Here is a 26,791-nt window from a genome sequence, read left to right on the forward strand (position 1 = left end):
TATTACGCCGGCTTCCTTATTTTTTTGTCTCCATCATATCAAGTCCCTGTCCCAATTCCTTCGCCTGGTGTGCATCAGATCCGTACACAAGCCTGATCCCAAGCTTTTTGGCTTCGCTGATTACCCAATCTGGCGGATATGGCTCACGGCATAACGGTTTTGCCGTACCCGCTCCGTTATAATCGAGTTCATAGCCTTGCTTTGAAACTGTCTCCAGGATTTCAATGATCTCATCAGAACATTCCTGCACAATTGAATATTTTAAGCGGAACTTATTCGCCAGGGTTATATGTCCGATACGTTTTGGTTTATATGGACCCAAATCAGTACGAATGGATTTTAATACGGTTTGATAGTAGTGGTGATGGATATTTTCTGCAGATCCGTATTCTTTCACCATTTCCCCAAATTTGTCCGGGCTGTAATCAAGGCAATCGTATTTTCCAGCAGGATTTTTTAAAAAATGGACCGATAAAATGGCATCATCTAGCTTTGGTCCAAATTCGTTGAGGAAATTGGCCGTTTGAGTCTCGTATCCTTCGATAAAATCAATCTCGAAACCAGTATTGATTTTTATTTTCCCGCTGTATCTTCCCTTTGCTTCTTCGATACTTTGAAAGTATGATTCCAATTCCTCATACCGCATTGCGCTGTCCTTCATCGGTGTAGGGTCTATGAATCCTTCTGGCAAAGGGGCATGCTCGGCGAAGGTAATTTCCGTGTAGCCAAGCTGCAGTGCTCTCTGTATATAGTCATCTAATGAATCTTTTGTGCCATGAGGGCAAAAAGACGTGTGGACGTGGCCATCTTTCATGACTCCAGGCCTCCTATCGTGAGATCTTAAGCAAGATTTCAAGTTAAATCAGCTTAATTCGGATAATTTCAACAAAAAATATGAATTTAATAGTCAAAAATTGTCGTTTACATGGTAATATAAATACATTATACACGCATTTATCCATTCATTTTATATAGAAGGATTCAGAACTTGGAATTTGTGAGGCCAGGGGGATAACAATGGAGTACATAATTGGCGGAATTATTTTATTACTAATACTTTTTTTAATCGGATACTTTATGAAACGAAGGTATTACAGTGAGGTCGACCGGTACGAATCCTGGAAAATCGATATCATGAACCGGCCGGTACTGGATGAGATGTCAAAGGTAAAACAGCTGAACATGACGGGCCAGACAGAGGAGCTTTTCGAACGCTGGCGCCAGGAGTGGGATGAACTTGTGACATCCAAGCTGCCGGGCATCGAGGATTATCTGTTCGATGCGGAAGAATATATCGATAAATATAGGTTCAAAAAGGCGAAGGAATCTCTGGCAATCATTGACCGCAAGCTGACGGAAACGGAAGATAAGATCAAAAAGATCCTAGGTGAACTGAATGAGCTTGTCGGAAGTGAAGAAAAGAACCGCGAAGAAATCGATGGGCTGAAGGAACAATACAGAGAAAACAAGAAAAACCTTCTTTCACATCGCCACAGCTTCGGAAGCGCAGAGGCGAGTCTAGAAGAGATGCTGGAAAACATCCAGGCTAAATTCCTTGATTTTGATGAGAAAACGGAAAACGGCAACTACCTTGAAGCAAGGGAAACGGTGCTAGCCATCCAGGCATTGCTTGAAGAAGTATCCAGGAAAATGGAGTACATTCCAGCGCTGTTGCATGATTGCCAATCGGCCATCCCAACCCAGGTCAGCGAGCTAAAGGACGGAGTCAGAGAAATGACTGCGCAAGGATATGTTCTTGAACATCTGAACGCTACTCAAGAAGTTGAGGCAATCAATAAAGAATTGACGGATTGTATGGCCTCTCTGGAAAAAGGCGATGTCGAAATTGCTGAACAGGGTATTCAGGGGTTAAAGGAACGTGTTGAGAAGTTATTCGACCTCCTTGAAGAGGAAGTAATGGCTAAGCAATATATTACGCAGACGGAGCATGAGGCGAAGGAAATCCTTGTAAAAGCGATAACAGAAAGCAAGACGCTCAAAGAAGAGACAAAGCATATCCAGGAGAGCTATCACCTTAATGACAAAGAGCTCTCAGCACAGACAAATGTCGAGCAGCAGCTCAAGGGCCTTCTAAAGCGGTTTGAGCTGATCGACCACAGAATCACTGAAAATGATACAGCGCAAAGCTTGATCAAACAGGAGCTTGAAGAAGCAAAAGAGCAGCTTGATCAACTTGTCGAAGAGCAAAAAGTATTGATGGAAAAGTTGAGTGCCCTCAGGAAGGATGAAATACTGGCCAGGGAAAAGGTAAGGGATCTGTCGAAAAAGATTTCAGAACTGATCCGCACCGTTTCCAAAAGCAATATGCCTGGTTTGTCTCAGGACTACAAATACCTTCTTGAAGATGCCAATGAAAGCATTAAACAAGTCAATGAAAAGCTTGAGGAAAAACCGCTTGATATTCCTGTTCTCCAGCAGTACCTTGAAATTTCTGTGCTGACAGTTGATAAGCTGGAAGCGGCGACTGAAGAAATCGTCGAGACCGTTATGCTGGCCGAGCGGGTCATCCAATATGGAAACAGGTATCGAAGCCGCTATCCTTCGGTTGACCGCGGGCTACAAGAAGCAGAAGAGCATTTCCGCAATTATGATTATCGTGATGCACTTGAACAGGCGGCCACTGCAATTGAGGAAGTGGATCCTGGTGCTCTGAAAAGAATTGAGCAAATGTTATCTGAAAAAGAGTAATGTAAAACATGGGTCTCCGAAATGGAGACCTGTTTTTTTGCGGGATAGGTGACTCAGGGCATACTACAAAATATCAATAATGATTTTTCATTGATTATTTCTTATGGTAAGATTTTTAGTTAGCATGAACGACAGGGGGGATATGATGATTTATTTAGACAACAGTGCCACAACCAAACCCTATAAAGAAGTATTGGATTCATTTTTAAAGGTATCAGAGGAGTTTTTCGGAAATCCTTCCTCTCTTCATAAAATCGGCGGCCAGGCTGAAAAGCTGCTTCAACAGGCACGTTCCCAGGTGGCAAAGCTCCTGAATGTAAAAGAAACGGAAATCCTGTTCACATCTGGAGGAACAGAAAGCAATAATCTTGCAATAAAAGGGATCGCGTTGTCCCACAGGGAAAGAGGCAGGCATATTATTACGAGCGGGATTGAGCATGCTTCAATCCACAATGCCATGGTGCAGCTTGAATCGCTCGGCTATGAAATAACCTATGTAAAACCGGATGCTAATGGCTTCATCAGCGCGGATACGATAGAGAAAGAAATGCGTGATGATACCATCCTAGTGTCCGTGATCCATGTTAATAATGAAGTCGGCACGATTCAGCCAGTAAAGGAAATTGGAAAACTCCTTAGTAAGTATCCTAAAGCGTTTTTCCATGTTGACTATGTTCAGGGAGTAGGGAAGGTGCCGTTAAACTTTTATGAAGCCGGGATCCACATGGCTACCATTTCGGGCCATAAATTCCACGGACTTAAAGGGACGGGTGCATTGTTCATCAAAGAAGGTGTTAATTTGTCACCATTATTCTCCGGCGGGAATCAGGAATGGAAGCAGCGCAGCGGAACAGAAAATGTAGCAGGCATGGTTGCGATGGCAAAGGCACTGAGGATGACGCTTGAACAGAAAAAAGAAAAGCTGAATCAAATGGCAGCAGCTATGGAAAGATTAAGAAATGGCATAAGCCAAATAAAGGAATTAACCATTCACACTCCAAAAGAAAATCGTGCACCCCATATCCTGAATTTTTCAATTAAAGGATTGAAGGCGGAAACTTTCGTGCATGCACTGGAAGAAAAAAATATATATGTATCGACGACCAGTGCCTGCTCATCGAAAAAGAAGGCTGCGAGCAAAACATTGCTGGCAATGGGAGTTCCTCAGGACGAAGCGGAAAGCGCGATCAGGGTCAGCCTGACATTCAGTAATACAGTAGAAGAAGCAGAAATAGCCGCAAAGGCAATTGCAGATACAGTAAAACATTTAAGCGAGGTAGTAAAGAAATGATGTATGACCGCATTTTGGTTCGGTATGGAGAAATATCGACTAAGGGAAGAAACAGGAATAAATTCATCGATCGTCTAAGGAAAAATATCAAAAGGGCATTAAGCGACTATCCGGATGCATCCATCAAGGCAGAGCGCGATCGCATGTTCATCCTTCTGAATGGTGAAGATAGCGATGGGGTTGGAGAGAAGCTGAAAGGAATCTTCGGAATCCAATCCTTCAGCCCGGCAATGAAAGTCGAGAAAGATCTCGAAAAAATGAAAGATGCAGCGCTGGATCTTTTCAGGAAAATCCATAAGCCTGGCCAGACCTTTAAAATAACCGCTAAACGTTCGGACAAGACCTTTGAGTTGGATACGAATGGAATCAATTCTGAATTTGGCGGCCATATTTTAAGAAATGTGGAAGGTCTGAAAGTAGATGTACGGAAGCCTGATATAAATCTCCAGATAGAGATCAGGAAAGAAGCTGCCTATATTTCTGCTGAAACGATCAAGGGTGCCGGGGGGCTTCCTGCTGCATCTGGTGGAAAAGGAATGCTGATGCTATCAGGCGGGATTGACAGCCCTGTTGCTGGCTATCTGACGATGAAAAGAGGACTCGAAGTGGAAGGTGTCCATTTTTTCAGTCCGCCTTTTACAAGCGAACGCGCCAAGCAGAAGGTAATCGACCTTTCTGAAAAGCTTGCCGAGGTTAACGGCCATTTTGCGCTTCATATTGTGCCATTCACAGAAATCCAGCAGGCCATCCATAAGCAAATTCCGGAAAACTATACGATGACAACGACAAGAAGGCTGATGCTGCGCATAACGGATGCCATCAGGGAGAAACAGGGCGGCCTGGCGATAATCACGGGTGAAAGCCTGGGGCAGGTGGCCAGCCAGACGCTAGAAAGCATGTATGCCATCAATGAAGTAACAACAACGCCAGTCATTCGCCCATTGATAACAATGGACAAGCTGGAGATCATGGATATTGCCCATGAAATCGATACCCATGATATTTCCATCCGCCCATATGAGGATTGCTGTACCGTATTTGTTCCTTCATCTCCCAAAACAAAGCCGAAACTGGATAAGGTCCAGAACTATGAGAGCTTTTTCGACTTTGAGGAAATGATCCAAAGGGCTGTTGAAGGAACAGAAAGGATCATTCTCAAACCGGCTTCACAGCGTGAAGATGATTCCATGGATGATCTATTTTAAAAATGAAAAATTTGTGAACAATTACCAATTAAAGTTTTGAATTAAGCCATGTGTTTCTACACATTCTATACTCACAAGGAGGTGAAACACATGGCAAACAACAACAGCTCAAATCAACTTCTAGTACCTGGAGTATCACAAGCTCTTGACCAAATGAAGTACGAAATCGCTTCTGAATTTGGTGTACAGCTTGGCGGAGAAACTACTTCTCGCGCTAACGGTTCTGTAGGAGGAGAGATCACTAAGCGTTTGGTTCAAATGGCTGAACAACAACTTGGTGGCGGATTCTCTCGCTAATTAACAAATGAATAATATGGCTACAAGGAGCAGGGCAGATGCCCTGCTCTTTTTTTTATGCAGCAGAAAATTATTATATTAAAAAAGTGTTATCATATAATTTTAAATTTTTAAATAATTTTGTATAATAGGAAGTGGGGATAGACAGGCATAGCAGCCTAAAAATTTATGAGGGGGAAGAGTATGAACAAAGAACAATTGATTGCGCCGCAAAAGTATAATCTTGTGTCCGAAATGGAGCGTTACGCTCAGGATCCGGAAAGAAAAGCGATCATCTGGGAAAATGAGGCGGGCAGTACAAAAGAGATTACATACCAGGAACTTCTAAATAATGCGAATAAAATTGGAAACGTTTTCTTGAAGCATGGCTTGCAGCAGGGAGATGTCGTACTGGTCGTTGTGCCAAGATTGATTGAGGCCTACCAGGTGTACATTGCATCGTTGAAAATGGGATTCGTCGTCATTCCTAGTTCGGAAATGTTAAGAACGAAGGATTTCCAATATCGGATTAACCATGGCGATGTAAAAGCGATTGTCAGCTATGCTCCTTTTACAAAAGAATTCGCTGGAATCGAAGAAGCTGATAATCTGCCGAAATTCGTGATTGGAGACGAAAAAGAAGGCTGGATTCATCTTGATGAAGAAATGAAATCGGCATCGGAGGAGCTTCAGCTCGCAGATACACAGCGTGATGATATGGCCTTCCTCAGCTATACATCCGGCACGACTGGCAATCCAAAAGGAGTCGTCCATACGCACGGATGGGCATATGCGCATCTTCGCACAGCGGCGACAAACTGGCTTGGAATCGAAGATGGGGACACTGTCTGGGCCACTGCAGGTCCTGGCTGGCAAAAGTGGATCTGGAGCCCATTTTTATCCGTTATGGGTACAGGCGCTACAGGCCTGGTTTACCAGGGGAAATTCGAGCCGCAAAAATACTTGTCACTTTTACAAAAATATAATGTGAATGTCCTTTGTTGCACACCGACGGAATACCGTCTGATGGCGAAGGTGGAAAACTTAAGTGATTATAATCTCCCAGGCCTGCACAGTGCTGTTTCTGCGGGAGAACCGTTAAATCGTGAAGTAATCGATACATTTAAAAGGCACTTCAATGTCGAGGTGCGCGATGGTTATGGACAGACGGAAAACACTCTGCTTGTCGGTGTAACAAAAGGAATGGAATTAAGGCCGGGATCGATGGGCAAGCCGACTCCAGGGAACACTGTCGAGATAATCAATGAAAATGGAGAGCCTTGTGCTCCTGGCGAAGTAGGAGATATTGCTGTCCATGTTGATACACCTGCATTGTTCAAGAACTATTACAAAGATCCAGAGCGGACAGCCATGCAATTCCGTGGGGATTATTATGTAACGGGAGACAAAGCCAGCAAAGATGAAGAAGGATACTTTTGGTTTGAGGGACGCGGTGATGACATCATCATCAGCTCTGGTTATACGATTGGGCCTTTCGAAGTCGAGGATGCACTTGTCAAACACCCTTATGTAAAAGAATGTGCCGTCGTCGCATCACCGGACGAAATCCGCGGACATATCGTCAAGGCCTTTGTTGTCCTGCGTGACGGCGTCAGTCCTGATCAGGAGAATCTAGTGGCTGAACTTCAGCAGCATGTGAAGGATTTGACAGCACCATATAAGTACCCAAGAAAGATCGAGTTCCTGGAAGAACTCCCTAAAACCACTTCCGGTAAAATTCGCCGCATCGAATTACGCAAGAAGGAATTGGAAGGCGCAAAATAAATAGTACAAACAAAAGGCAGGCCATTGTGTCTGCTTTTTGTATTTAATTATGCGAAAATCAAAGAATGCGTTGAAGAAGAAAACTTGGGTATATTTTAAAATAGAAAGGGTGATCATCTATGGAAATCGAAGTAAGGGACGCTGCATTGGAAGAGCTAAGTAAGGTCCAATTCGGCGAAAGTGAAGGAATCAGAATTCTGGCAGAGTTTGTTGGGACATGTTCAATCGCAACAGACATCCAGCTGCAAGTAGAGGAGAAGCAGCCTGAAGATGAAGTCATCACAGAAAGCGGCATTCACTTCTTCGTGCCGGAAACATCTCTGGAATCACTGCCTAATAAAATATACCTGGATTACAAACCAGGATTCGGCTATAAAATTTCCTCTACTGAAGAGACATTTGGCTATAACTTCAAACTTAAACCACGACAAAAAAAATAACCCTGGGTGGGTTATTTTTTTTGGACCATTACATATTCAAAAAAAGTGACAACCAACGCCTAAAGGGAGGCGTAAATAGACGCAGCGTCGAAAGAAGCGAAATCCATAGTGCTTATGGAGACACCAAAAAGCGTAGATCAGAAAAAAAACGCCACCCATAGCGCTTATGGAGACGCGAAGAGACGGAGGGCCCGAAAAAAGCGTCATCCATCCACCTTATGGAGACACCAAAAGGCGCTGAATTAAAAGAATGCGTCATCCATTGGAATTATGGGGACACCAAAAGGCGCCGGACGAGAAGAGAGCGTCACCCATCACGCTTATGGAGACACAAAAAGACGCAGGACTGAAAAAAGCGCGACCCATCGTCGCATCAAAGCACGAGTAAAAGCCAAATCTGCATAATTTGTCTGTTATTGGTCGTAAAAAAAGATTGTCAGTCCGTAACTTCCACCTTTATAATGGATATTATTTCGAGTCTAGAAAGATTAGGAGGCTGTCCTGATGGATAAAAGGACTGAACAACAAGCTGGAGTACTGTACGCAGCTTTTTCTTATATATTATGGGGTATCCTTCCTATATATTGGAAGCTATTGCATCATGTAAATGCCGATGAAATTTTAGCAAACCGTGTATTCTGGTCGTTTTTCTTCATCGCTGCCATTTTAGTCCTTAACAAGAAATGGGGACTTTTCACAGGGACCTTGCGCGGACTGGCCCAGAACAAAAAGCAATTAGCTGCCCTTTCTGTGGCATCCATGCTAATCAGCATTAACTGGTTCATGTATATCTGGGCTGTCAATACAGATCAAATGATTCAAGCAAGCCTGGGTTATTATATCAATCCGCTGGTAAGCGTCCTGCTGGGAATAATTTTCTTGAAGGAACGTCTTTCCTTACTACAATATCTATCATTTGCGCTGGCGGCAATCGGTGTGCTGGTGATGACGGTTTCTTATGGCCAATTCCCGTGGATTGCTCTATCACTCGCCATTTCATTTGGCCTTTACGGATTGGCGAAGAAATTGATCAAGGTAGATTCTGCTGTCGGCCTCGCGCTCGAAACACTGGTCGTTATGCCGCTCGCAGCGATCTACATTGGCTACCTTATGGTTCAGGGGACGAACTCTCTGTTTGCTGGTTCATTATCGACTACGTTGCTGCTGGCTGGTGCAGGAGCAGCAACGGCAATTCCTTTGCTATTTTTCGCAAAAGGTGCGCAAAGAATCCCGCTGGCAACACTAGGAATCCTGCAATATATCGCACCTACATTGACGCTCATATTAGGTGTATTCGTCTATCACGAAACATTCTCGGCAGTCCATCTGCTGGCCTTTACATTTATCTGGTCTGCTTTGATCCTATATTCCTTATCAAGGACAAAGATGGCCGCTGCACTGTCAGTCAAGTGGAAAAAAGAAAAAGGTTTGCCCATGTAAAAGAAGAGAGCTGCGGGATTTTCCGCAGCTCTTCCTTTTTGAGCGAATAGGAAAAATATGTTAAAATGAAGTTAGGTTCTATATAACAGATTTGTTAGCTGAAAGGGAGTGGTGAAATGAAGGAAAATTTAAGGTTTGCTTGGATTGCAACTTGGTTTGCACTTGTTGGACAGCTTGTATTTTTCCTGGGTGTCTCCATATTCACAGGTGAATGGAGATATGTAATGTGGAGCTTTATGGTGAGTTTATTAGCGGGAATTCCCAGCTTGGTCAATACCTGGCAGGCTCAGAAAAGAATCAATCTTAGTAAACCCGATCAATAGTGTTGTTGCTGGTAGTTAACCAGTCCCATATCAAAAAGCCCAGAGATCACTCTGAGCTTTTTTTGCCTTAAAAACCTTCCGTTTAAAGGAATGTCCTCTTCACTTTTTCCCAGAAGGAGTTGTCCTTAAGTTTGACTGTCTTGATGATTTTATTGCTCAGCTTGACGTCGAATTTCTCGACATGCTGGATGCTTAGTGCTTCGTTATCCATTCCCATGATTGGATAATCATTGCCGTCCTGGGCAACCTTGAAGGTAAGCTTCCGGTCACCGCTGAGGATGAATGATGAGCCAAGCGTACGGAAGTCATTATTGTTCACTGAAGCAAGCTCACTCACCTGCATGCAAGGAAGCAGCGGGTCGACTACTGCGCCGTTGACCGATTTATTGTAAGCGGTGCTTCCTGTAGGGGTTGCGACGATCATGCCGTCACCACGGAAGGTTTCAAAATGCTTGTCATCAATATAGACATCCATTACAAAAGCCTTGATGATCGCTGAACGGACGCTGAACTCATTCAGGCAGCCAAATGTTGTATCTCCATCGATTGTTACCTCGATTGTCGGATAGCGCCTGACCTCGATTTGTGAATTTGTGATTGCTTCGATCATTTTATCTGTATCTTCTAGATGGAAATCGCAGTACATATTCAAGGAACCGGTGACCGAAATGCCGGCGTACAGGCAATCATCGCGGAAGCCTGTTTTTCTGACAGCCTGCAGGAATGTACCGTCATCCCCAACGCTGACGATGATATTAGCGTTACGATGATCATTTATGATATTGAAATTATACTGTTGTGCCAGTTTATAGAGGGGTTCAACTTTTTCCAGCATGGTTGTGTCTGGCGTATGGTGAAAATAAATATTGCGGCGATCTGGCATTATCAATTCCTCCAAACATTACTTTTTTCTTCCATATTTTTACCCACTTTTAAAAACTTTTGCTAAAATAAATGTTATTGACATCAGTTTATCATTTTTTCATAAGTTTTTGAAAGTAAAGAGAAATTCATAAGGGGGCTTCAAGATGAATGGGAAAAGGTGGGCGGCTTTAGGAATAGCCGTCGGATTATTCATTGCATCAACAGTTATTAATTTTCTGTCGACATTCGCTTTCAGTGACGCAGAAAATGCATTTACAGATATGTTTGCAGTATCGGAAGAGATGTTTGCGGAAGAAATTATCGAAGAAGGTGACATGCTGAGCAAAATAGCAGTATTGTCTATCAATGGAGTGATCCAGGATACAGGAGATGCTGAATCATTTTTCGAAAGTCCGCTCTATAATCATCAAGCATTCATGGAGCAACTTGATTATGTAAAAGAAAGTGACGATGTTAAGGCGATTATCCTTCAAGTGAACTCGCCAGGTGGCGGCGTCGTGGAAAGTGCGCAAATCCATGACAAGATCAAGGAAATCCAAAAGGAAACGAAAAAGCCGGTTTATGTGTCGATGGGGTCTATGGCCGCGTCTGGTGGTTATTATGTGTCTGCCCCTGCGGATAAAATATTTGCAAGCCCTGAGACGCTTACCGGATCGCTGGGTGTCATCATGCAGGGAGTGAACTATGCTGGCCTTGCGGAAAAGTATGGAGTTGAATTCACGACAATCAAAAGCGGGCCATACAAGGATATCATGAGCCCATCAAGACCGATGACAGAAGATGAGCGAAAAATCCTCCAATCAATGATTGACAACTCTTATGAGGGCTTTGTGAAAGTCATTTCGGAAGGGCGCGGTTTGTCTGTTGAACGTGTCAAGGAAATTGCGGATGGCCGAATTTATGATGGACGTCAGGCAAAGCAGCTGAAACTGATTGATGGATTTGGTTATCTTGAGGATGTCATCGACAGTGTCAGGAAGGATCAAAAACTCGGTGACGCTACTGTCGTAAAATACACAGAAAGCATGGGCTTTGGTTCGTTTTTCAGCATGAGCGCACAAAAAATCATGGGGAAAGACGCAGAAATGGCAGGATTGATGAAGATATTGTCCCAGCCTAATTCTCCACGACTCATGTACTTATATGCGGAATAAGGAGGGGAAGAAATGAATTCGGATGATTTTAAAAATCGGGACAATGAATCCTCTCAAACAAAAAATGGAATCGAAAGCATGGATAGTTCCCAAACCTCTGATAACAGATCGGATCTTCAAATGGGAACCGACACACCATTAGAACAGACTGAAACTAGCAAGTTACAAGATCGGGGCGAGCGCGACCCTGACGCTTATGTAAGCGGTAAAGTTCAGGGCAATCCCGAAGCTGATGCTTATGAAAATGGGAAAGGTCCCGTAACTGATGTAGATCGGAAGGGTGATTCAGAATACCATTTATACTCCGGGCTCTATGCCGGTTTTTGGACGCGTTTTTGGGCCTATCTGCTTGACTTGGTGGTAATCGGAAGCATCAACCGGATGATCATCAATCCGGTGTTTCGGGCGCTGGATGTATCGTTGATCGAAGACAGTATTTTTTCACCCGTGGCCATTGCCACTGCAGTCGTCTTCTATTTGTATTTTGTGTTAATGACAAAGTTCCTCGGTCAGACTCTCGGAAAAATGGTCTTTGGCTTGAAAGTAGTCGAGCTGGATGGCAAAGGGCTATCTTGGGGAACTGTTATTTTCCGTGAATGGATTGGCCGTTTCATTTCAGCGACCATCATGGTTTTGTATGTGGTCGTTGCTTTTACAAAAAAGAAACAGGGACTGCATGACCTGTTCGCCGATACAACCGTCATATATGAACCACGTTAAAATGGACCTGCTTCGGCAGGTTTATTTTTTTGCCTTTTTGTTGATAATAATAAGCTGAAAGGTTGTGGAGATGATGAAATGGGTGCTGCTTTCCATACTGCTTCTCACGGTGCTTGTACTTATAATTCTTTTTACTAAAGTTAAGATTTTTTTAGATTATTTCCATGGCAATGATAATGATCATTTTAAACTGACGATTAGAGCCTGGGGCGGGTTGATCAAATTCAAAATCGAAGTACCGGTCATAAAAATCGATGATGATTCTCCCACAATCGTGGCCGAGCAAAAAATTAAATCGGGGCCCGATGAAAATATGAAACAACAAAAAACCACTCAGGTTGATAAAAATGATTTACTCAGCAGCCTTCATGATTTCAAGCAGCTGATCACCCATATTGCCGGATTCCATAAAATCATCCGGAATTTTTTAAAAAAGGTGACAATCAGGGATATAGAATGGCATACGATGGTGGGCGTATCGGATGCAGCAGCTACAGCCGTTTTAACGGGTGCCTTTTGGGCAGTCAAAGGCGGACTGATTGGGTTATTAAGCAACTATATGAAAATGAAAAACATGCCAGTGATGAAGATTACACCAAGCTTCCAGCAAACCGTATCAATTACTAGCTTTAAATGTATGATACAAGTCAGAGTCGGGCATGCTATTTTAGCAGGAATAAAGCTGGTTAAATATTGGAAAGGCGGCTGGCCTGAATTTAAATCAAAGCCATTATCCGCTCTTTCCGGTGAAAATACTAATTCTGTTTAAAATAAGGAGGAAACAGGAATGTCCGACCATCCAATTCAAGGATTAATGACAACTGCCATGGAAAGCTTGAAAGAAATGATTGATGTCAACACAATCATTGGGGACCCTGTAGAAACACCGGATGGAAGTGTAATCCTGACAGTTTCTAAGGTAGGTTTCGGTTTCGCTGCTGGTGGAAGTGAGTTCGTGTTGGAAAGCTCGAAGGGAGGTTCCGGAGGTTCAGGTGGCTCAGGTGGGTCTGGGGGACAATCCGGAGGAGCGCAGCACCCATTCGGAGGAGGTAGCGGGGGCGGCGTGTCAATCACCCCAATTGCTTTCTTGATTGTCAACTCCAAGGGTGTAAAAATGCTTCATCTTGATGAAAACACACATTTGTATGAGAAGATTCTAGACCTTGCCCCTCAGGCAGTGGAAAAAATCCAGCAAATGATGTCTAAGAAGGATCAGAACAGCCAGGATAACAGCAGCCAGAACAAAGATCAAAAGCAAAATGACTATAATGGACCGAAAACGGATCTTGATATTTAGGACGATGCTGCCTTTTCACCCTGAAGAGGCAGTTTGCTTGTGTCAGAGACTGGCAGGGCCGATGCAATTTTAAGCTTTATTTTAAAATAATTGCAAAAAAATTCTTTAAAAGATATATTAACACTGTACATAAAATGGATAAGGAGGATGAGCAGGTATGGCATCTGTTACATTTAAGGGGAACCCAGTTACATTGCTAGGAAATGAAGTAAAGGTAGGAGACCAGGCACCAGATTTCAAAGTGCTTGCAAACGATCTTTCAGAAGTAACTCTTCAAGATTCAAAAGGGCAAGTACGTTTAATCAGCGTTGTTCCTTCACTAGACACAGGAGTTTGTGATGCACAGACTCGCCGTTTCAATGAAGAAACTGCCAACCTTGGCAACGTGAAAATCCTGACAGTCAGCGTGGACCTTCCTTTCGCGCAAAAGCGCTGGTGTGGAGCGGCTGGAATCGATAAAGTCCAAACACTATCAGACCACCGCGAGCTTTCTTTCGGAGAAGCTTACGGAGTAGCAATCAAAGAACTTCGCCTGCTAGCTCGCGCAGTATTTGTTGTTGACTCAAACGACAAAGTCACATACGTTGAGTATGTAAGCGAAGCAACAGACCACCCTAACTACGAAGCAGCAATCGAAGCTGCAAAGCAAGCGAACTAAACACAACTTTGGAAACAAGCCGCAGAAAATACTGCGGCTTGTTTTGCTTTGAGGATCATTCCTATCGGACAAAGAGAGTGCGGAGAACAATGAAAATGTCCGATAGGAAGGCTCTATCGGACAAACAGGAGGCGGAGACCGGTAAAAGTGTCCGATAGGAAGGCTCTATCGGACAAACAGAGCGCGGAGAACAATGAAAGTGTCCGATAGGAAGGCTCTATCGGTCAAACAGAGCGCGGAGAACAGTGAAAGTGTCCGAAAGCAAGGCTCTATCGGACAAACAGAGTGCGAAGAACAATGAAAGTGTCCGATAGCAAGGCTCTATCGGACAAACAGCAGGTGAAGACCGGTGAAAGTGTCCGATAGGAAGGCTCTATCGGACAAACAGGAGGTGAAGAACGGTGAAAGTGTCTGATAGGAAGGCTCTATCGGACAAACAGAAGGCGGAGAACGGTGAAAATGTCCGATAGAACCCCAGCAATAGATTAGGCATGAATCCAGTCCAATTCCTTTCCAGCCATATGCCTTGTACACAAAGCAAAACAGGGCTAAAATATATAAATATCCATTGAAATCAGGAGGAAGAAAAGTGAGTGTAACTCCGGTCGAACAATTATTTACTGCGTTCAATACGAGTGCAGATATTTTAAAAGAAGAGTTGTCATGTACATATTTGGAGGCGCTGGCCGAAAGCGGCGAAAACATGTTCCAGGGTACAGTGCTCCAGGATGAATTGAATGAAGTTACAAAGAAACGGCTTGAAAAAGTATACAAGGAAATCAACCTTGACTCCTTTAGCAAAGAAGAAATCCGGAAGGGCTTCCAGCTTGCAATCTTGAAGGGCATGAAGGAGCATGTGCAGCCGAATCATCAGATGACACCTGATTCTGTCGGCATGTTCATCGGCTACCTGGTCAATAAGTTTGTCGACAAGAAGTCATTCAGGCTGCTTGATCCTGCAGTCGGAACCGGAAACCTGCTGGCTACGGTTTTGAACCAGCAGACAGACAAAGAAATTGACTCAATCGGTGTCGAGATTGATGACCTCTTGATCCGGCTGGCCTTCGTCAATGCCAATTTACAAAAGCATCCGGTAGAATTTTTCAATCAGGACAGTCTTGAACCACTATTTGTCGATCCAGCAGATGCCGTCATTTGTGATCTTCCAGTCGGTTACTATCCTAATGATCTCCGCGCGGAGCAATATGAGGTAAAAGCAAAAGACGGTCATACGTATTCTCATCATATGTTCATCGAGCAAAGTACGAACCATGTGAAAGAAGGCGGCTACTTGTTTTTCATGATTCCAAACGGTCTTTTTGAGAGCGAACAAGCCCCGATGCTTCATGAATTCATTAAAAACCATCTGATTGTCCAGGGAGTATTGCAGCTTCCTGCGTCTTTGTTTAAAAATAAGCAGGCATCTAAAAGCATTCTTATTCTGCAAAAGAATGGTGAAGAAGTGAAGCCGCCAAAACAGGCACTCCTTGCCGAGCTTCCAAAACTATCGGACGGAGCAGCCGTTAACAGGATGCTGAATAAAATCGATCAATGGTTTACCGAAAATAAGTCTAGCCATAACTAGGACCGGATTTTTTCCGGTTCTTTTCATTTGTTTCGGGTATATAAACCATGTCAATATTTTTTTCTAATCCTTAGAAGTATCTGAATAAAAACTCATTTTCCTTTTGGAAAAGCTTTGCTTGAAATGTGAAAAAGACAGTGTTTAAATGGGAAAATGAGAGATATAATTGCGGCCAGTGGCACACAATAAATGTGTACTATTCTACTGTAATTTTAATCAGGTTGTTATATAAAAGGAGCGGTACAGAATGTCTAAAATCATTGCAATCAATGCCGGGAGTTCGTCACTTAAGTTCCAATTATTCGAAATGCCTAGCGAAGAAGTCATCACCAAAGGGATCGTTGAAAGGATCGGTCTGAAAGATTCCATTTTCACTATCTCTGTTAATGGCGAAAAGAACAAGGAAGTTACGGATATCCCGAATCATGATATTGCGGTAAAAATCCTTCTTGATAAATTAACGTCTTTGGGAATCATTCAGTCACTTGATGAAATCGAAGGAATCGGCCACCGTGTTGTTCACGGCGGTGAGGAATTCAGTGATTCTGTTTTGATCACGGAAGAGGTTCTACAAAAGATTGAAGAGCTATCAGAGCTTGCGCCACTGCACAACCCAGCTAACTTGACTGGAATCCGTGCATTCCAGCAGGTACTTCCGAATGTCCCTGCGGTTGCTGTGTTCGATACAGCTTTCCACCAGACAATGCCTGAGAATTCGTTCTTGTACAGCCTTCCATACAATTATTATAAAGAGTATGGAATCCGTAAGTACGGCTTCCATGGTACTTCACACAAATATGTTTCCCAGCGTGCAGCGGAAATGTTAGGCCGTCCGGTTGAGCACCTTCGCTTGATTTCCTGCCACCTTGGAAACGGTGCAAGTATCGCAGCGATCGAAGGCGGTAAGTCAATCGATACATCAATGGGCTTCACTCCGCTTGCGGGCGTGACGATGGGGACTCGTTCAGGTAACATCGACCCAGCTTTGATTCCATATATCATGGAAAAAACAGATAAATCTGCGGATGAAGTATTGGATGTCCTTAATAAAGAAAGCGGTATGCTTGGCGTATCCGGTTTTTCAAGTGACCTACGTGATATCGAAGACGAAGCAGAAAAAGGAAATGAACGTGCTGAGCTTGCGTTGAAAGTTTTCGCAGACAGAATCCATAAATACATCGGTTCTTATGCAGCACGCATGTGCGGTGTTGACGCAATCATCTTTACGGCAGGTATTGGTGAAAATAGTTCCGCAATCCGTGCCCGTGTCCTTCAGGGCCTTGAGTTCATGGGAATCTACTGGGATCCAGCATTGAACAAAGTGCGCGGTGAAGAAGCTTTCATCAGCTACCCACACTCTCCAGTAAAAGTAATGGTCATCCCGACAGATGAGGAAGTCATGATCGCTCGTGACGTCGTTCGTTTGTCATAATAAATCATGATCCCAGGCAGAAGCGAATAGGCTTCTGCCTTTTTTATGCTGGTCGGTAATTTTGGTTTGTTATTTGCTGAACGTGCTAGTCTGGGCGGACCGAGGCGCTTCTGCTTTTCTTGTGCTATACTGGAAGAAAATTCAGATATGCTGGAGGTTTTTCGATGCCTTTGACTCAACGGGAACAAAAGGTGCTGGATGAATTAAGTGCTTGGGAAAATAATCTCTATGACTATGAACCGAATGACTTTGAATTAGCGTATGACCGATACCTTGAACGATCTTTTTCGCTATTGCCAGAAGAGGTGCAGGACCGCTTTTTCACCTTATTCGACAGCTGGCTTTTCCATCTACACTCCTTAATTCAGGGATCTCAGCTGCAGATGGATGCCAAAGAACGCATTCTATCTGCTGGGCGTGTTTTTCAGCCGAACCTCGAAACAATTGAGGATTTAAGGGAGCTGCCGATTGAACAGCTTGAGTTCATTGCCAGGCAGCAAATCGCCAGACACAGACTCTATTCCTTTGTCCAGGGCGGCATGTCGGGAAGCGGTGGAAATCTTGTGCTCGGGGCAGATATGCCGGCGATGGCCGTGATAAATCTGAGGATTGTCCAGCTGGTTGCCATGACATATGGATTCGAAGTGAATACACCATTCGAAATGATGGTCGCTTTGAAGGTTTTCCATACGGCAACAATGCCTTCTAGGATGCAGAGTGCGGGCTGGGAAGAACTGAAGAATGACATCGTACAGGCAGAAGACTTTTATTTCTACGAAGGCAATGATGACCTGACAGACGTGACTTGGCTTGAACAGCCAATCAAACAGCTTTTCAAAGGAATGGCGATCCTGATGTTCCGCAAAAAGCATGTCCAAGGCATACCTCTGATCAGCATGGGGATCGGCGCAGGAGCGAATTATCAATTGACGAGAAGAGTTACGGATTTCGCCCATAAATTTTATCAGATGAGATATTTTAAAGAAAAAGGAGCTCTATAGGCTTATGAGTACACAGGAACACAAGAAGGCTGCACCGAGCCAGGTGCGCTGTAAAGTCATAACCGTAAGCGACACAAGAACACCCGAAACAGATAAAAGCGGCAAGTTAATGATGGAAATGCTTGAGGCTGCAGGTCATAAGATCGTCGATTATGTCATTGTCAAAGATGAGGCAGAACCGATTAAATCCGAAGTCTTGAAAGGCTGCAGCAATCCTGAAGTGGATGTAGTCTTGACAAACGGCGGAACGGGGATTGCCAAACGAGACGTAACGATCGAAACAGTCCAGGGCATCTTCGAAAAAGAAATACCAGGATTCGGTGAGATTTTCCGCATGCTCAGCTACACTGAAGATATAGGGTCGGCTGCTCTGCTATCGCGTGCCGCAGCCGGAGTCGTGAATGACCGGGCCGTCTTCTCAACACCAGGTTCAACAGGTGCCGTTCGCCTGGCAATGGAAAAGCTGATTATTCCCGAAATCGGACATGTGGTGAGAGAACTGACGAAGGATTTATAGATGAATTGCACGGATGGAATCTTAACAGATTTCATCTTTTTTTGTTCTTAAAAAGGAAATTGGGTTGATTGCTTGAATAACTATAAGGAGTTTCCGGAGATAAGGGAGATTATGTATAGTGCGTTAGTAACTGCTTCAACTTTGGACAGGTTTAAGAGGAAAACGAGAAAAGCTGTCAGAAGAAGAGCCAACTTAAGACAGGTTTGGGAGGAAAACAAGAAAAGCTGTCAAAAGAAGAGCCATCTTCAGACAGGTTTGAGGGAGAAACAAGAAAAGCTGTCAAAAGAAGAGCCAACTTAAGACAGGTTTGGGAGGAAAACAAGAAAAGCTGTCAAAAGAAGAGCTAGCTTAAGACAGGTTTGAGAGGAAAACAGGAAAAGCTGTCAAAAAAAGAGCCAACTTAAGACAGGTTTGGGAGGAAAACAAGAAAAGCTGTCAAAAGAAGAGCTAACTTCAGACAGGTTTGAGAGGAAAACAGGAAAAGCTGTCAAAAGAAGAGCCAACTTAAGACAGGTTTGGGAGGAAAACAAGAAAAGCTGTCAAAAGAAGAGCTAACTTCAGACAGGTTTGAGTGGAAAACAGGAAAAGCTGTCAAAAGAAGAGCCAACTTAAGACAGGTTTGAGAGGAAAACAGGAAAGCTGTCAAAAGAAGAGCCAACCTAAGACAGGTTTGAGGGAGAAACAAGAAAAGCTGTCAAAAGAAGAGCCAAATTAAGACAGGTTTAAGAGGGAAAATAGAAAAGCTTTCAAGAAAACAACAGAATCGTGACAGGTTTGGTGCAACCACGAGAAAAGCTGTCAAGAAAACAACGGAATCGTGACAGGTTTGGTGCAACCACAGGAAAAGCTGTCAAATAAAATAAGGGGAATCCTAAAAATGTTCGAGTATAGAGAAATTAATAGAGATGAAGAGTTATTAAACCAAGTAGCGAACTTATACCAACAAGTATGGGAGCAAGAAGATAGTTCCATTAGAGATCGAGTGATGAGGCATGCAGGATATGATGGTTATAAAGGCTTTGTGGCTATTTCTGAGCAGGGGGAAGTGGCTGGTTACGCTTATGGTTACTTTTCTCAACCGGGTCAGTATTACCACGGATTACTGGAGAAGGCGTTCACTCCTGAAGAGTATCAAAATTGGTTAACGGATTGCTTTGAACTCGTTGAATTAGGGGTGCATCCAGCATTTAGGAATCAAGGGCTGGCAAAACAATTGGTAACTATGCTGGTAGATGGTGCACAACATCAGACAGCGGTTTTAACCACTCAACGCAATAATGCTTCTGCCCGCAGTCTATATGAAAATCTGGGATGGTCTGTTTTAAATGATGCCTTTTATCCAAATCGTGACCAAGAATCTTATGTCATTATGGGTAAAAAACTTCAAAAGGAGTATACATGAGGTTATTAATCGCGATTTTTTTAATATTTATTGGCAGTATTCTGGTTGGCTCAACCATTCATCAACTCAGTCCATTCGGGAACGGTGTCCTGAGATTAACAGGGGCTGCTTTGATCATAGGTTCCGTATATTCTTTTAATAAAAGTAAAAGCAAAAAATAGCCTGGAGCAGCTCCGGGCTATTTTTTATACATAGGAAAGTATTATCGATGCATTTTCTCGGAGGAAATGTCCTGCTGGGTGCGATACCAGAGCCAGAGGTCATTAATGATGGACGCGAGCTCGGCGATTTCGCTGTTCAATTCGCAGGAACGGATGAAGTCGCTTTCATCGGAAAGCTGCGCTTGCTTCAGGTTGATTGTTTTTTCAAGCTCTGCAATCCGGTCAGGAATGCTGCCGCGAATTTTTTCCCAGTGGAGGAGGATGCCGTGCCTTGTATCAAGGTCATACTCTTCCCAGTTTGCTTTTAGGTCTGGCAGGGGAATGCCCAGTCGGCTGTTAAAAAGAAAGAATCGTTCCATTTCTGATGGTGCCCCCATTCCGGTAATCTTGCTTACATTCTACTATACTTTTAAGCCTTCTTCCATCTTAGTCTGGATTAATGCAAAATCAGCGGATTATTAAAAAATCATATTTTATCTTGAAATGTGCCTAGAAACCTGTTAACTTTATACACATGAATAAAAATTAACTGATATGAATAAATATTCGAACGCGAAGGAGTATGAAAAAAATGGCTGAAAATAAAGTGGTGCTTGCCTATTCCGGCGGGCTTGATACATCTGTTGCAATTAAATGGCTGAAGGACCAGGGATACGCGGTAATAGCGTGCTGCCTTGATGTTGGTGAAGGAAAGGATCTAGATTTCATTAAACAAAAAGCGTTGAAGGTCGGGGCGATTCAATCATACGTATTGGACGTCAAAGAAGAATTCGCCAATGATTATGCACTTTATGCCCTTCAGGCACATGCACTTTACGAAGGCAAATATCCTCTGGTATCAGCGCTGTCACGTCCATTGATTTCTAAGAAACTAGTAGAAATAGCAGAAATGGAGGGGGCAACAGCTGTTGCGCATGGCTGCACAGGAAAAGGAAATGACCAGGTACGGTTTGAGGTTTCGATCAAAGCATTGAATCCGGATCTTAAGGTCATTGCTCCTGTCCGTGAGTGGAAATGGTCACGTGAAGAAGAAATTGCTTATGCAGCCAACAATGGTATTCCGATTCCAATCAATCTCGACAGCCCGTTCTCCATCGACCAGAATCTTTGGGGAAGAAGCAATGAATGTGGAATCTTAGAGGATCCATGGCAGGCGCCTCCAGTTGAGGCCTATGAACTGACATCCGAGCTTGAAGATACGCCGGATACACCTGATCTAATTGAAATAGAATTTGTTGAAGGTGTTCCAACCGCGATTAATGGCAAATCATATCCTTTATCAGAATTGATTTTGGAGCTGAACACTGTTGCAGGCAAGCATGGTGTCGGGAGGATTGACCATGTGGAAAACCGTCTTGTCGGAATCAAGTCTCGTGAAGTATATGAAGCTCCTGCCGCCATGACATTGATCAAGGCTCACAAGGAACTTGAGGATATCACGCTCGTAAAAGAGGTAGCCCATTTCAAGCCGGTAATTGAGAAGAAGATGACCGAACTGATTTACGAAGGGCTATGGTTCTCTCCGCTAAAAGATGCTCTGGCAGCGTTCCTGAAATCGACACAGAAGCATGTAACAGGAACAGTTCGAGTCAAGCTTTTTAAAGGGCATGCGATCATTGAAGGCAGAAAATCTCCGTATTCCCTATACAATGAAAAACTGGCTACTTATACAGCTGATGATGAGTTCGACCATAATGCTGCCGTTGGATTCATCAATCTGTGGGGACTGCCAACTGTTGTCCACAGCATGGTACAGGGCAAGAAGGTGACAGTGTGAAGAAATTATGGGGAGGCAGATTCACCGGATCCGCTGAGGATTGGGTCGATGAATTCGGTGCATCAATCGGCTTTGATCAGGAACTGGCGGAGCAGGATATTGAGGGCAGTATCGCCCATGCGACAATGCTTGCAAAGTGCGGAGTCATAACAGAAGCTGACGCCGAAAACATCATTCAAGGACTACAAAAACTAAAGCAGCAAGCAGCAAATGGAGAACTGAAATACTCTTCCAAACTTGAGGATATCCATCTGAATATCGAACATCACCTGACTGAGTTGATCGGTCCTACGGGCGGCAAACTCCATACGGCTAGAAGCAGGAACGACCAGGTTGCGACTGATATGCATTTGTACCTGAAGGAGCAGGTATCGGAAATCATCGAGTTGATCTCTGAGTTCCAAAGGACTTTGGTTGATCAGGCGGGACAAAATATCGAGACACTTATGCCCGGATATACTCACTTGCAGAGGGCGCAGCCGATTTCTTTTGCCCATCATCTCATGGCGTACTTCTGGATGCTGGACCGGGATAAACAGCGTTTCGCGGAAAGCATGAAAAGAATCAATTTGTCACCGCTGGGTGCTGGGGCGCTTGCGGGAACTACTTTTCCGATTGACCGCCATATGACAGCAGAACTTCTCGGGTTTGAGGGAATCTATGAAAACAGCCTTGATGCTGTGAGCGATCGTGATTTCATCCTTGAGTTCCTTTCAGACAGCTCGATTTTAATGATGCATCTTTCACGATTATGCGAGGAACTTATCCTTTGGTCGAGCCAGGAATTTCAGTTCATCGAGCTTTCGGATGCTTTCACGACGGGCAGCAGCATCATGCCTCAGAAGAAGAATCCGGATATGGCCGAATTGATCCGCGGAAAAACTGGCCGTGTCTATGGAAGCTTGATGGGACTTTTGACTGTATTGAAAGGATTGCCTCTGGCATATAACAAGGATATGCAGGAAGATAAAGAAGGTATGTTTGATACGGTGAAAACCGTGAAGGGTTCATTGAAGATTTTCGCTGGCATGGTCAGTGAGATGAAGGTGAAATCGGAGGAAATGGCTCAATCAGTGAAAAAGGATTTTTCTAATGCAACAGAGCTGGCTGATTATCTGGCAGCGAAAGGCGTACCTTTCCGTGAAGCGCATGAAATCGTCGGCAAGCTTGTCCTAGAGTGTATCCAAAAGGGCTGTTATCTCGCAGACCTGCCATTGGAAGCTTACCAATCAACGAACTCATTGTTTGAAGAAGATATTTTCGAGGCATTGAATCCTTATAATGCCGTTAAAAGACGAAACAGCGCTGGAGGCACCGGTTTTTCACAAGTAGCACTTCAGATCGAAAGAGCAAAAGCATCATTATAAATGAAAAAAGCACGAAGTATCAATAGAAAGATACTTCGTGCTTTTTGTATGTTTAGTAAGGTTAACTTTCTTGGTCTGTCCGGACAACCAGGACATCACAGGATGCATAGCGGGTAATATGCTCTGAGACACTTCCGATGAAGAAGCGTTCCACTGCGTTCATTCCTGTTGCTCCGCAAATAATCAGGTCGGCGTTGTATTTCTTTGCAACATCTTTCGCAATCTTGACCTTTGGTGAACCATAATCGATGTCATACTCTACGTCTTTGATACCGGCTTCAATTGCCTGCTGCTTGTAGTTTTCCATCAATTCTGTAGCAAACTGTGTCGCACGCTCTGAAATCGTGCGGTCATATGCCTCAACAGTAGCAAAGGTGCGTAAATCGATTATGTGGGTCATGACCAGACTCGCATCATTTCTCTTTGCGATCTCAATTGCTTTTTTAAAAGCCCATGCTGCTTGTTTAGAACCATCCACGGCAACTAAAATGTTCTTATAGTAAAGTGCCATAGTTCTCGCCTCCTTTACCTATATTATACAACAGTTTCCTGGGTATAGCTGTGACAATCCAACGAAAACTATATATGCAAGCATCATATTGAAGGAGGGTTTTCCATGGATAAAAAGGAACAGCGCGGCCAGTCATATTATGATTACGACGATCAAGGTGTCATGCAGGTAAACCAGCAAATCATGGATTCATACAACAGTGGTATAGTCCCCCAGGAACAGATGAAATCAGCAGCAGAAAACAACGAGGATTATAAGTAGAAGCTGTTTTCGAATAGTATTTGGCTGCCAATTCTCCTGCTCCTTTCTCTATTAAAAATGAAGAGTTGTCTGGTTGAATGGATAAAGAGGCTTGCTGGAATCAATGCTCAGCAAGCCTTTTTATATTCTATTATTACTTCCTTAAAAATTAAAAATATACAGAATAGTATATTTTAGGGAAATTTGTACGAATTGTTTTGCCAAAAGCATTTTTTTCTACTAAAATGAAAGTGTTTTCATCTTGCCTTCAGTATTTTTTTACTCACTGGAAAAATGATATAGTGGTGGCATGGCTGAAATGGTAGTGCAATTATAATTATAGGAGGTATGCAATAATGCGTATCGGTGTACCTAAAGAGATAAAAAATAATGAAAATCGTGTGGCTATGACGCCTGCAGGTGTAGTTAACCTTGTTAATTTCGGACACGAAGTTTTCATTGAGACTGGAGCAGGAATCGGCTCAAGTTTTACAGATGAGGACTACAAAGCTGCCGGTGCTCTGATCGTTGGAAGTGCAGAAGAAGCATGGGCACAGGATATGGTCATGAAGGTTAAAGAGCCACTTGCAGAAGAATACGGATATTTCCGCGAAGGTTTAATTTTATTTACATATTTACACCTTGCTCCAGAACCAGAGCTTACAAAGGCTTTGATCGAGAACAAGGTTGTCGGTATTGCATATGAAACAGTGCAGCTGGCTAATGGTTCACTTCCGTTGCTTACACCTATGAGTGAGGTTGCTGGCCGTATGTCCACACAAATCGGTGCGCAGTTCCTTGAGAAAGTTCACGGTGGAAAAGGAATCCTGCTTGGTGGCGTTCCAGGTGTACAAAGAGGAAAAGTTACAATCATCGGTGGTGGAGTAGCTGGCACAAACGCTGCGAAAATGGCTGTAGGCCTCGGTGCTCAGGTCACAATGATCGACTTGAACCCAGACCGTCTTCGTCAGCTTGATGATATCTTTGGTTCTGACATTACAACGCTGATGTCTAATCCTTTGAACATTGCTGAAGCAGTTAAAGCATCTGACCTCGTAATCGGTGCTGTATTGATTCCGGGCGCGAAGGCTCCTAAGCTTGTGACAGAAGAAATGATCCAATCTATGAACCCAGGTTCAGTTGTTGTCGATATCGCTATCGACCAGGGTGGAATCTTCGAAACAACAGACAGAATCACGACACATGACAATCCTACTTATGAAAAGCATGGCGTCGTTCACTATGCAGTTGCCAATATGCCTGGTGCTGTCCCTAGAACAAGCACAATTGCATTAACAAATGTAACAGTGCCTTACGCTGTTCAAATTGCGAACAAAGGCTACAAGCAGGCTTGCCTGGACAACGAAGCTTTGTTGAAAGGAATCAACACGCTTAATGGCTATGTGACTTACCAGGCAGTAGCAGAAGCGCATAACCTTGTATACTCTGAAACAAAAACATTGTTAGAGCAAATTTAATTTTTCGGGATCCGGATGAAATATTCCGGATCTTTTATTATTGAGCTGGATAAAGCAACTCTATTTATCACAAAGCTGTTTAAAATCTTTCAATTTTAGCGTATATTATTTATGGGATATACGGGTTCTAGTTGCTAGAATGTCCGTGTTAATTTGTTATTGAGGAGTGTCATGATGGAAAAAGTACTTATTTTTGGACATAAAAATCCTGATACGGATACAATTTGCTCTGCCATTGCCTATGCTAACTTGAAGCAAAAGCTTGGTGTCGATGCCGAAGCTGTGCGTTTGGGCCATGTTAATGGAGAAACTCAGTATGCTCTTGATTACTTCAAAACTGAAGCACCACGCCTTGCGGGTAGAGTTTCAGAAGAAGTGGATCAGGTCATCTTGGTTGACCACAATGAACGCCAGCAGAGCGCTGATGATATTACGGATGTTCAAATCCTCGAGGTTATCGACCACCACCGTGTGGCAAATTTTGAGACGAGCGATCCGCTCTATTTCCGTGTTGAGCCAGTAGGCTGCACGGCGACAATCCTAAATAAAATGTACAAAGAAAACAATGTAGAGATCGACAAGAATATCGCAGGATTAATGCTGTCGGCAATCATTTCTGATTCTTTATTATTCAAGTCCCCGACTTGCACAGACCAGGACGTTGCAGCAGCACGTGAATTGGCTGAATTCGCAGGTGTGGATGCTGAGGAATATGGTCTTGAAATGCTGAAAGCTGGCGCGGACCTCAGCAGCAAAACAATCGAAGAGCTTATTTCACTTGACGCCAAGGAATTCCAAATGGGAGAATCCAAGGTTGAAATTGCACAGGTAAACACAGTTGATGTTAATGACGTTCTTTTACGCAGAGTGGAGCTTGAAGAAGCATTGATCAATAAAGTGACCGAAAAGAATCTTGGTCTTTTCTTGCTGGTCATCACAGATATTTTGACGAATGATTCTGCAGCGCTTGCGATTGGTGAAAAGGCAGCTGCTGTTGAAGAAGCATTCAATGTAACTCTTGAAAATAACACAGCGACTCTTAAAGGTGTCGTCTCCCGCAAGAAACAGGTCGTTCCAGTATTGACAAACGTACTTGCGAAGTAACAGTTAACAAAAACCGTCCTGCCTAATTTGGCA

General features: G+C 43.5%; 26 protein-coding genes and 1 pseudogene. 23 read left to right on the top strand and 4 right to left on the bottom strand.

Annotated elements, in window-relative coordinates:
- Window positions 1–16 precede the first annotated feature (16 nt).
- Window positions 17–814, bottom strand: coding sequence for a histidinol-phosphatase HisJ (hisJ, locus tag AB5I83_RS19620; protein WP_448977822.1), 798 nt, complete (start codon window positions 812–814; stop codon window positions 17–19).
- A 203-nt stretch (window positions 815–1,017) separates the two neighbouring features.
- Between hisJ and ezrA the strand changes: the two genes are divergently transcribed.
- The 8 genes from ezrA to AB5I83_RS19660 all read left to right on the top strand — a co-directional run bounded on the left by ezrA (window position 1,018) and on the right by AB5I83_RS19660 (window position 9,469).
- Window positions 1,018–2,709, top strand: a complete 1,692-nt coding sequence (gene ezrA, locus AB5I83_RS19625; protein WP_448977824.1) for a septation ring formation regulator EzrA — start codon at window positions 1,018–1,020, stop codon at window positions 2,707–2,709.
- Between the two features lie 145 nt (window positions 2,710–2,854).
- Window positions 2,855–4,000 (top strand): cysteine desulfurase family protein, encoded by a 1,146-nt coding sequence (locus AB5I83_RS19630; RefSeq protein WP_448977873.1) that lies wholly within the window; start codon window positions 2,855–2,857, stop codon window positions 3,998–4,000.
- Window positions 3,997–5,205 carry a tRNA uracil 4-sulfurtransferase ThiI gene (gene thiI / locus AB5I83_RS19635; RefSeq protein ID WP_448977826.1) on the top strand — a complete coding sequence of 403 codons (1,209 nt, stop codon included), beginning with the start codon at window positions 3,997–3,999 and terminating at the stop codon, window positions 5,203–5,205. The genes AB5I83_RS19630 and thiI overlap by 4 nt, the downstream gene beginning before the upstream one ends.
- 90 nt (window positions 5,206–5,295) lie before the next feature.
- Window positions 5,296–5,502 carry an alpha/beta-type small acid-soluble spore protein gene (locus AB5I83_RS19640; RefSeq protein ID WP_023626976.1) on the top strand — a complete coding sequence of 69 codons (207 nt, stop codon included), beginning with the start codon at window positions 5,296–5,298 and terminating at the stop codon, window positions 5,500–5,502.
- Window positions 5,503–5,685: 183 nt separating this feature from the next.
- Window positions 5,686–7,266, top strand: coding sequence for an acyl-CoA synthetase MbcS (mbcS, locus tag AB5I83_RS19645; protein WP_448977827.1), 1,581 nt, complete (start codon window positions 5,686–5,688; stop codon window positions 7,264–7,266).
- A 119-nt stretch (window positions 7,267–7,385) separates the two neighbouring features.
- Window positions 7,386–7,706 carry an iron-sulfur cluster biosynthesis family protein gene (locus AB5I83_RS19650; protein WP_448977828.1) on the top strand — a complete coding sequence of 107 codons (321 nt, stop codon included), beginning with the start codon at window positions 7,386–7,388 and terminating at the stop codon, window positions 7,704–7,706.
- Window positions 7,707–8,210: 504 nt separating this feature from the next.
- The gene (gene rarD, locus AB5I83_RS19655; protein ID WP_448977830.1) at window positions 8,211–9,146 is read left to right on the top strand and encodes an EamA family transporter RarD; all 936 of its coding nucleotides are present in this window, start codon (window positions 8,211–8,213) and stop codon (window positions 9,144–9,146) included.
- A gap of 116 nt (window positions 9,147–9,262) precedes the next feature.
- Window positions 9,263–9,469, top strand: a complete 207-nt coding sequence (locus tag AB5I83_RS19660; protein ID WP_448977832.1) for a hypothetical protein — start codon at window positions 9,263–9,265, stop codon at window positions 9,467–9,469.
- Between the two features lie 82 nt (window positions 9,470–9,551).
- Here AB5I83_RS19660 and AB5I83_RS19665 read toward each other — a convergent pair whose 3' ends face one another.
- Window positions 9,552–10,352 carry an NAD kinase gene (locus AB5I83_RS19665; RefSeq protein WP_448977833.1) on the bottom strand — a complete coding sequence of 267 codons (801 nt, stop codon included), beginning with the start codon at window positions 10,350–10,352 and terminating at the stop codon, window positions 9,552–9,554.
- Window positions 10,353–10,497: 145 nt separating this feature from the next.
- Here AB5I83_RS19665 and sppA point away from each other — a divergent pair, with 145 nt between their 5' ends.
- From sppA to AB5I83_RS19715, 10 genes and pseudogenes are all read left to right on the top strand, one after another.
- Window positions 10,498–11,508, top strand: a complete 1,011-nt coding sequence (gene sppA / locus AB5I83_RS19670; RefSeq protein ID WP_448977834.1) for a signal peptide peptidase SppA — start codon at window positions 10,498–10,500, stop codon at window positions 11,506–11,508.
- A gap of 312 nt (window positions 11,509–11,820) precedes the next feature.
- Window positions 11,821–12,228 (top strand): annotated as a pseudogene (locus AB5I83_RS19675) (RDD family protein); the annotation flags it as partial.
- 70 nt (window positions 12,229–12,298) lie between these two features.
- The gene (locus AB5I83_RS19680; RefSeq protein WP_448977836.1) at window positions 12,299–12,997 is read left to right on the top strand and encodes a DUF2953 domain-containing protein; all 699 of its coding nucleotides are present in this window, start codon (window positions 12,299–12,301) and stop codon (window positions 12,995–12,997) included.
- An 18-nt stretch (window positions 12,998–13,015) separates the two neighbouring features.
- Window positions 13,016–13,525, top strand: a complete 510-nt coding sequence (gene ytfJ / locus AB5I83_RS19685) for a GerW family sporulation protein (protein WP_448977837.1) — start codon at window positions 13,016–13,018, stop codon at window positions 13,523–13,525.
- A 157-nt stretch (window positions 13,526–13,682) separates the two neighbouring features.
- Window positions 13,683–14,183, top strand: coding sequence for a thiol peroxidase (gene tpx, locus AB5I83_RS19690; protein ID WP_167832681.1), 501 nt, complete (start codon window positions 13,683–13,685; stop codon window positions 14,181–14,183).
- Window positions 14,184–14,772: 589 nt separating this feature from the next.
- On the top strand, window positions 14,773–15,768 hold the full coding sequence (locus AB5I83_RS19695) for a class I SAM-dependent methyltransferase (RefSeq protein WP_448977839.1): 996 nt from the start codon (window positions 14,773–14,775) through the stop codon (window positions 15,766–15,768).
- Window positions 15,769–16,015: 247 nt separating this feature from the next.
- Window positions 16,016–17,200: an acetate kinase gene (locus AB5I83_RS19700; protein ID WP_448977841.1), complete on the top strand. Its 1,185-nt coding sequence runs from the start codon at window positions 16,016–16,018 to the stop codon at window positions 17,198–17,200.
- Between the two features lie 164 nt (window positions 17,201–17,364).
- The gene (locus AB5I83_RS19705; RefSeq protein WP_448977843.1) at window positions 17,365–18,201 is read left to right on the top strand and encodes an EcsC family protein; all 837 of its coding nucleotides are present in this window, start codon (window positions 17,365–17,367) and stop codon (window positions 18,199–18,201) included.
- A 4-nt stretch (window positions 18,202–18,205) separates the two neighbouring features.
- Complete coding sequence (locus AB5I83_RS19710) at window positions 18,206–18,718, top strand: MogA/MoaB family molybdenum cofactor biosynthesis protein (RefSeq protein WP_226085491.1); 513 nt, start codon at window positions 18,206–18,208, stop codon at window positions 18,716–18,718.
- A gap of 877 nt (window positions 18,719–19,595) precedes the next feature.
- A complete protein-coding gene (locus AB5I83_RS19715) occupies window positions 19,596–20,120 on the top strand; it encodes an N-acetyltransferase family protein (RefSeq protein WP_448977845.1) in 525 nt (174 codons plus the stop codon).
- A 202-nt stretch (window positions 20,121–20,322) separates the two neighbouring features.
- Here AB5I83_RS19715 and AB5I83_RS19720 read toward each other — a convergent pair whose 3' ends face one another.
- On the bottom strand, window positions 20,323–20,640 hold the full coding sequence (locus tag AB5I83_RS19720) for a hypothetical protein (protein WP_448977847.1): 318 nt from the start codon (window positions 20,638–20,640) through the stop codon (window positions 20,323–20,325).
- A 212-nt stretch (window positions 20,641–20,852) separates the two neighbouring features.
- On the opposite strand from AB5I83_RS19720, the gene AB5I83_RS19725 reads away from it, so the two are divergent.
- Both AB5I83_RS19725 and argH read left to right on the top strand, forming a co-directional pair.
- Window positions 20,853–22,058 carry an argininosuccinate synthase gene (locus AB5I83_RS19725; RefSeq protein WP_448977849.1) on the top strand — a complete coding sequence of 402 codons (1,206 nt, stop codon included), beginning with the start codon at window positions 20,853–20,855 and terminating at the stop codon, window positions 22,056–22,058.
- Window positions 22,055–23,425 carry an argininosuccinate lyase gene (gene argH / locus AB5I83_RS19730; RefSeq protein ID WP_448977851.1) on the top strand — a complete coding sequence of 457 codons (1,371 nt, stop codon included), beginning with the start codon at window positions 22,055–22,057 and terminating at the stop codon, window positions 23,423–23,425. Before AB5I83_RS19725 ends, argH begins: the two co-directional genes overlap by 4 nt.
- A 61-nt stretch (window positions 23,426–23,486) precedes the next feature.
- Here the strand turns inward: argH and AB5I83_RS19735 are convergent, their stop codons facing one another.
- Window positions 23,487–23,936, bottom strand: a complete 450-nt coding sequence (locus AB5I83_RS19735) for a universal stress protein (RefSeq protein WP_167832690.1) — start codon at window positions 23,934–23,936, stop codon at window positions 23,487–23,489.
- Window positions 23,937–24,041: 105 nt separating this feature from the next.
- Here AB5I83_RS19735 and AB5I83_RS19740 point away from each other — a divergent pair, with 105 nt between their 5' ends.
- From AB5I83_RS19740 to AB5I83_RS19750, 3 genes are all read left to right on the top strand, one after another.
- On the top strand, window positions 24,042–24,197 hold the full coding sequence (locus AB5I83_RS19740; protein WP_448977853.1) for a hypothetical protein: 156 nt from the start codon (window positions 24,042–24,044) through the stop codon (window positions 24,195–24,197).
- 335 nt (window positions 24,198–24,532) lie between these two features.
- Window positions 24,533–25,654 carry an alanine dehydrogenase gene (ald, locus tag AB5I83_RS19745; RefSeq protein WP_167832692.1) on the top strand — a complete coding sequence of 374 codons (1,122 nt, stop codon included), beginning with the start codon at window positions 24,533–24,535 and terminating at the stop codon, window positions 25,652–25,654.
- Window positions 25,655–25,828: 174 nt separating this feature from the next.
- On the top strand, window positions 25,829–26,758 hold the full coding sequence (locus tag AB5I83_RS19750; RefSeq protein WP_448977875.1) for a manganese-dependent inorganic pyrophosphatase: 930 nt from the start codon (window positions 25,829–25,831) through the stop codon (window positions 26,756–26,758).
- Window positions 26,759–26,791 lie beyond the last annotated feature (33 nt).

The organism is Mesobacillus sp. LC4 (assembly GCF_053543455.1).

Coding starts and splice junctions, on each gene's coding strand:
- AB5I83_RS19715 (WP_448977845.1), top strand. CDS start 19,596: ATGTTCGAGTATAGAGAAATTAATAGAGATGAAGAGTTATTAAACCAA.
- mbcS (WP_448977827.1), top strand. CDS start 5,686: ATGAACAAAGAACAATTGATTGCGCCGCAAAAGTATAATCTTGTGTCC.
- ezrA (WP_448977824.1), top strand. CDS start 1,018: ATGGAGTACATAATTGGCGGAATTATTTTATTACTAATACTTTTTTTA.
- AB5I83_RS19665 (WP_448977833.1), bottom strand. CDS start 10,352: ATGCCAGATCGCCGCAATATTTATTTTCACCATACGCCAGACACAACC.
- AB5I83_RS19720 (WP_448977847.1), bottom strand. CDS start 20,640: ATGGAACGATTCTTTCTTTTTAACAGCCGACTGGGCATTCCCCTGCCA.
- AB5I83_RS19700 (WP_448977841.1), top strand. CDS start 16,016: ATGTCTAAAATCATTGCAATCAATGCCGGGAGTTCGTCACTTAAGTTC.
- ald (WP_167832692.1), top strand. CDS start 24,533: ATGCGTATCGGTGTACCTAAAGAGATAAAAAATAATGAAAATCGTGTG.
- thiI (WP_448977826.1), top strand. CDS start 3,997: ATGATGTATGACCGCATTTTGGTTCGGTATGGAGAAATATCGACTAAG.
- AB5I83_RS19660 (WP_448977832.1), top strand. CDS start 9,263: ATGAAGGAAAATTTAAGGTTTGCTTGGATTGCAACTTGGTTTGCACTT.
- AB5I83_RS19630 (WP_448977873.1), top strand. CDS start 2,855: ATGATTTATTTAGACAACAGTGCCACAACCAAACCCTATAAAGAAGTA.
- AB5I83_RS19680 (WP_448977836.1), top strand. CDS start 12,299: ATGATGAAATGGGTGCTGCTTTCCATACTGCTTCTCACGGTGCTTGTA.
- ytfJ (WP_448977837.1), top strand. CDS start 13,016: ATGTCCGACCATCCAATTCAAGGATTAATGACAACTGCCATGGAAAGC.
- AB5I83_RS19710 (WP_226085491.1), top strand. CDS start 18,206: ATGAGTACACAGGAACACAAGAAGGCTGCACCGAGCCAGGTGCGCTGT.
- AB5I83_RS19740 (WP_448977853.1), top strand. CDS start 24,042: ATGGATAAAAAGGAACAGCGCGGCCAGTCATATTATGATTACGACGAT.
- sppA (WP_448977834.1), top strand. CDS start 10,498: ATGAATGGGAAAAGGTGGGCGGCTTTAGGAATAGCCGTCGGATTATTC.
- hisJ (WP_448977822.1), bottom strand. CDS start 814: ATGAAAGATGGCCACGTCCACACGTCTTTTTGCCCTCATGGCACAAAA.
- AB5I83_RS19750 (WP_448977875.1), top strand. CDS start 25,829: ATGGAAAAAGTACTTATTTTTGGACATAAAAATCCTGATACGGATACA.
- AB5I83_RS19735 (WP_167832690.1), bottom strand. CDS start 23,936: ATGGCACTTTACTATAAGAACATTTTAGTTGCCGTGGATGGTTCTAAA.
- AB5I83_RS19725 (WP_448977849.1), top strand. CDS start 20,853: ATGGCTGAAAATAAAGTGGTGCTTGCCTATTCCGGCGGGCTTGATACA.
- rarD (WP_448977830.1), top strand. CDS start 8,211: ATGGATAAAAGGACTGAACAACAAGCTGGAGTACTGTACGCAGCTTTT.
- tpx (WP_167832681.1), top strand. CDS start 13,683: ATGGCATCTGTTACATTTAAGGGGAACCCAGTTACATTGCTAGGAAAT.
- AB5I83_RS19650 (WP_448977828.1), top strand. CDS start 7,386: ATGGAAATCGAAGTAAGGGACGCTGCATTGGAAGAGCTAAGTAAGGTC.
- AB5I83_RS19705 (WP_448977843.1), top strand. CDS start 17,365: ATGCCTTTGACTCAACGGGAACAAAAGGTGCTGGATGAATTAAGTGCT.
- AB5I83_RS19640 (WP_023626976.1), top strand. CDS start 5,296: ATGGCAAACAACAACAGCTCAAATCAACTTCTAGTACCTGGAGTATCA.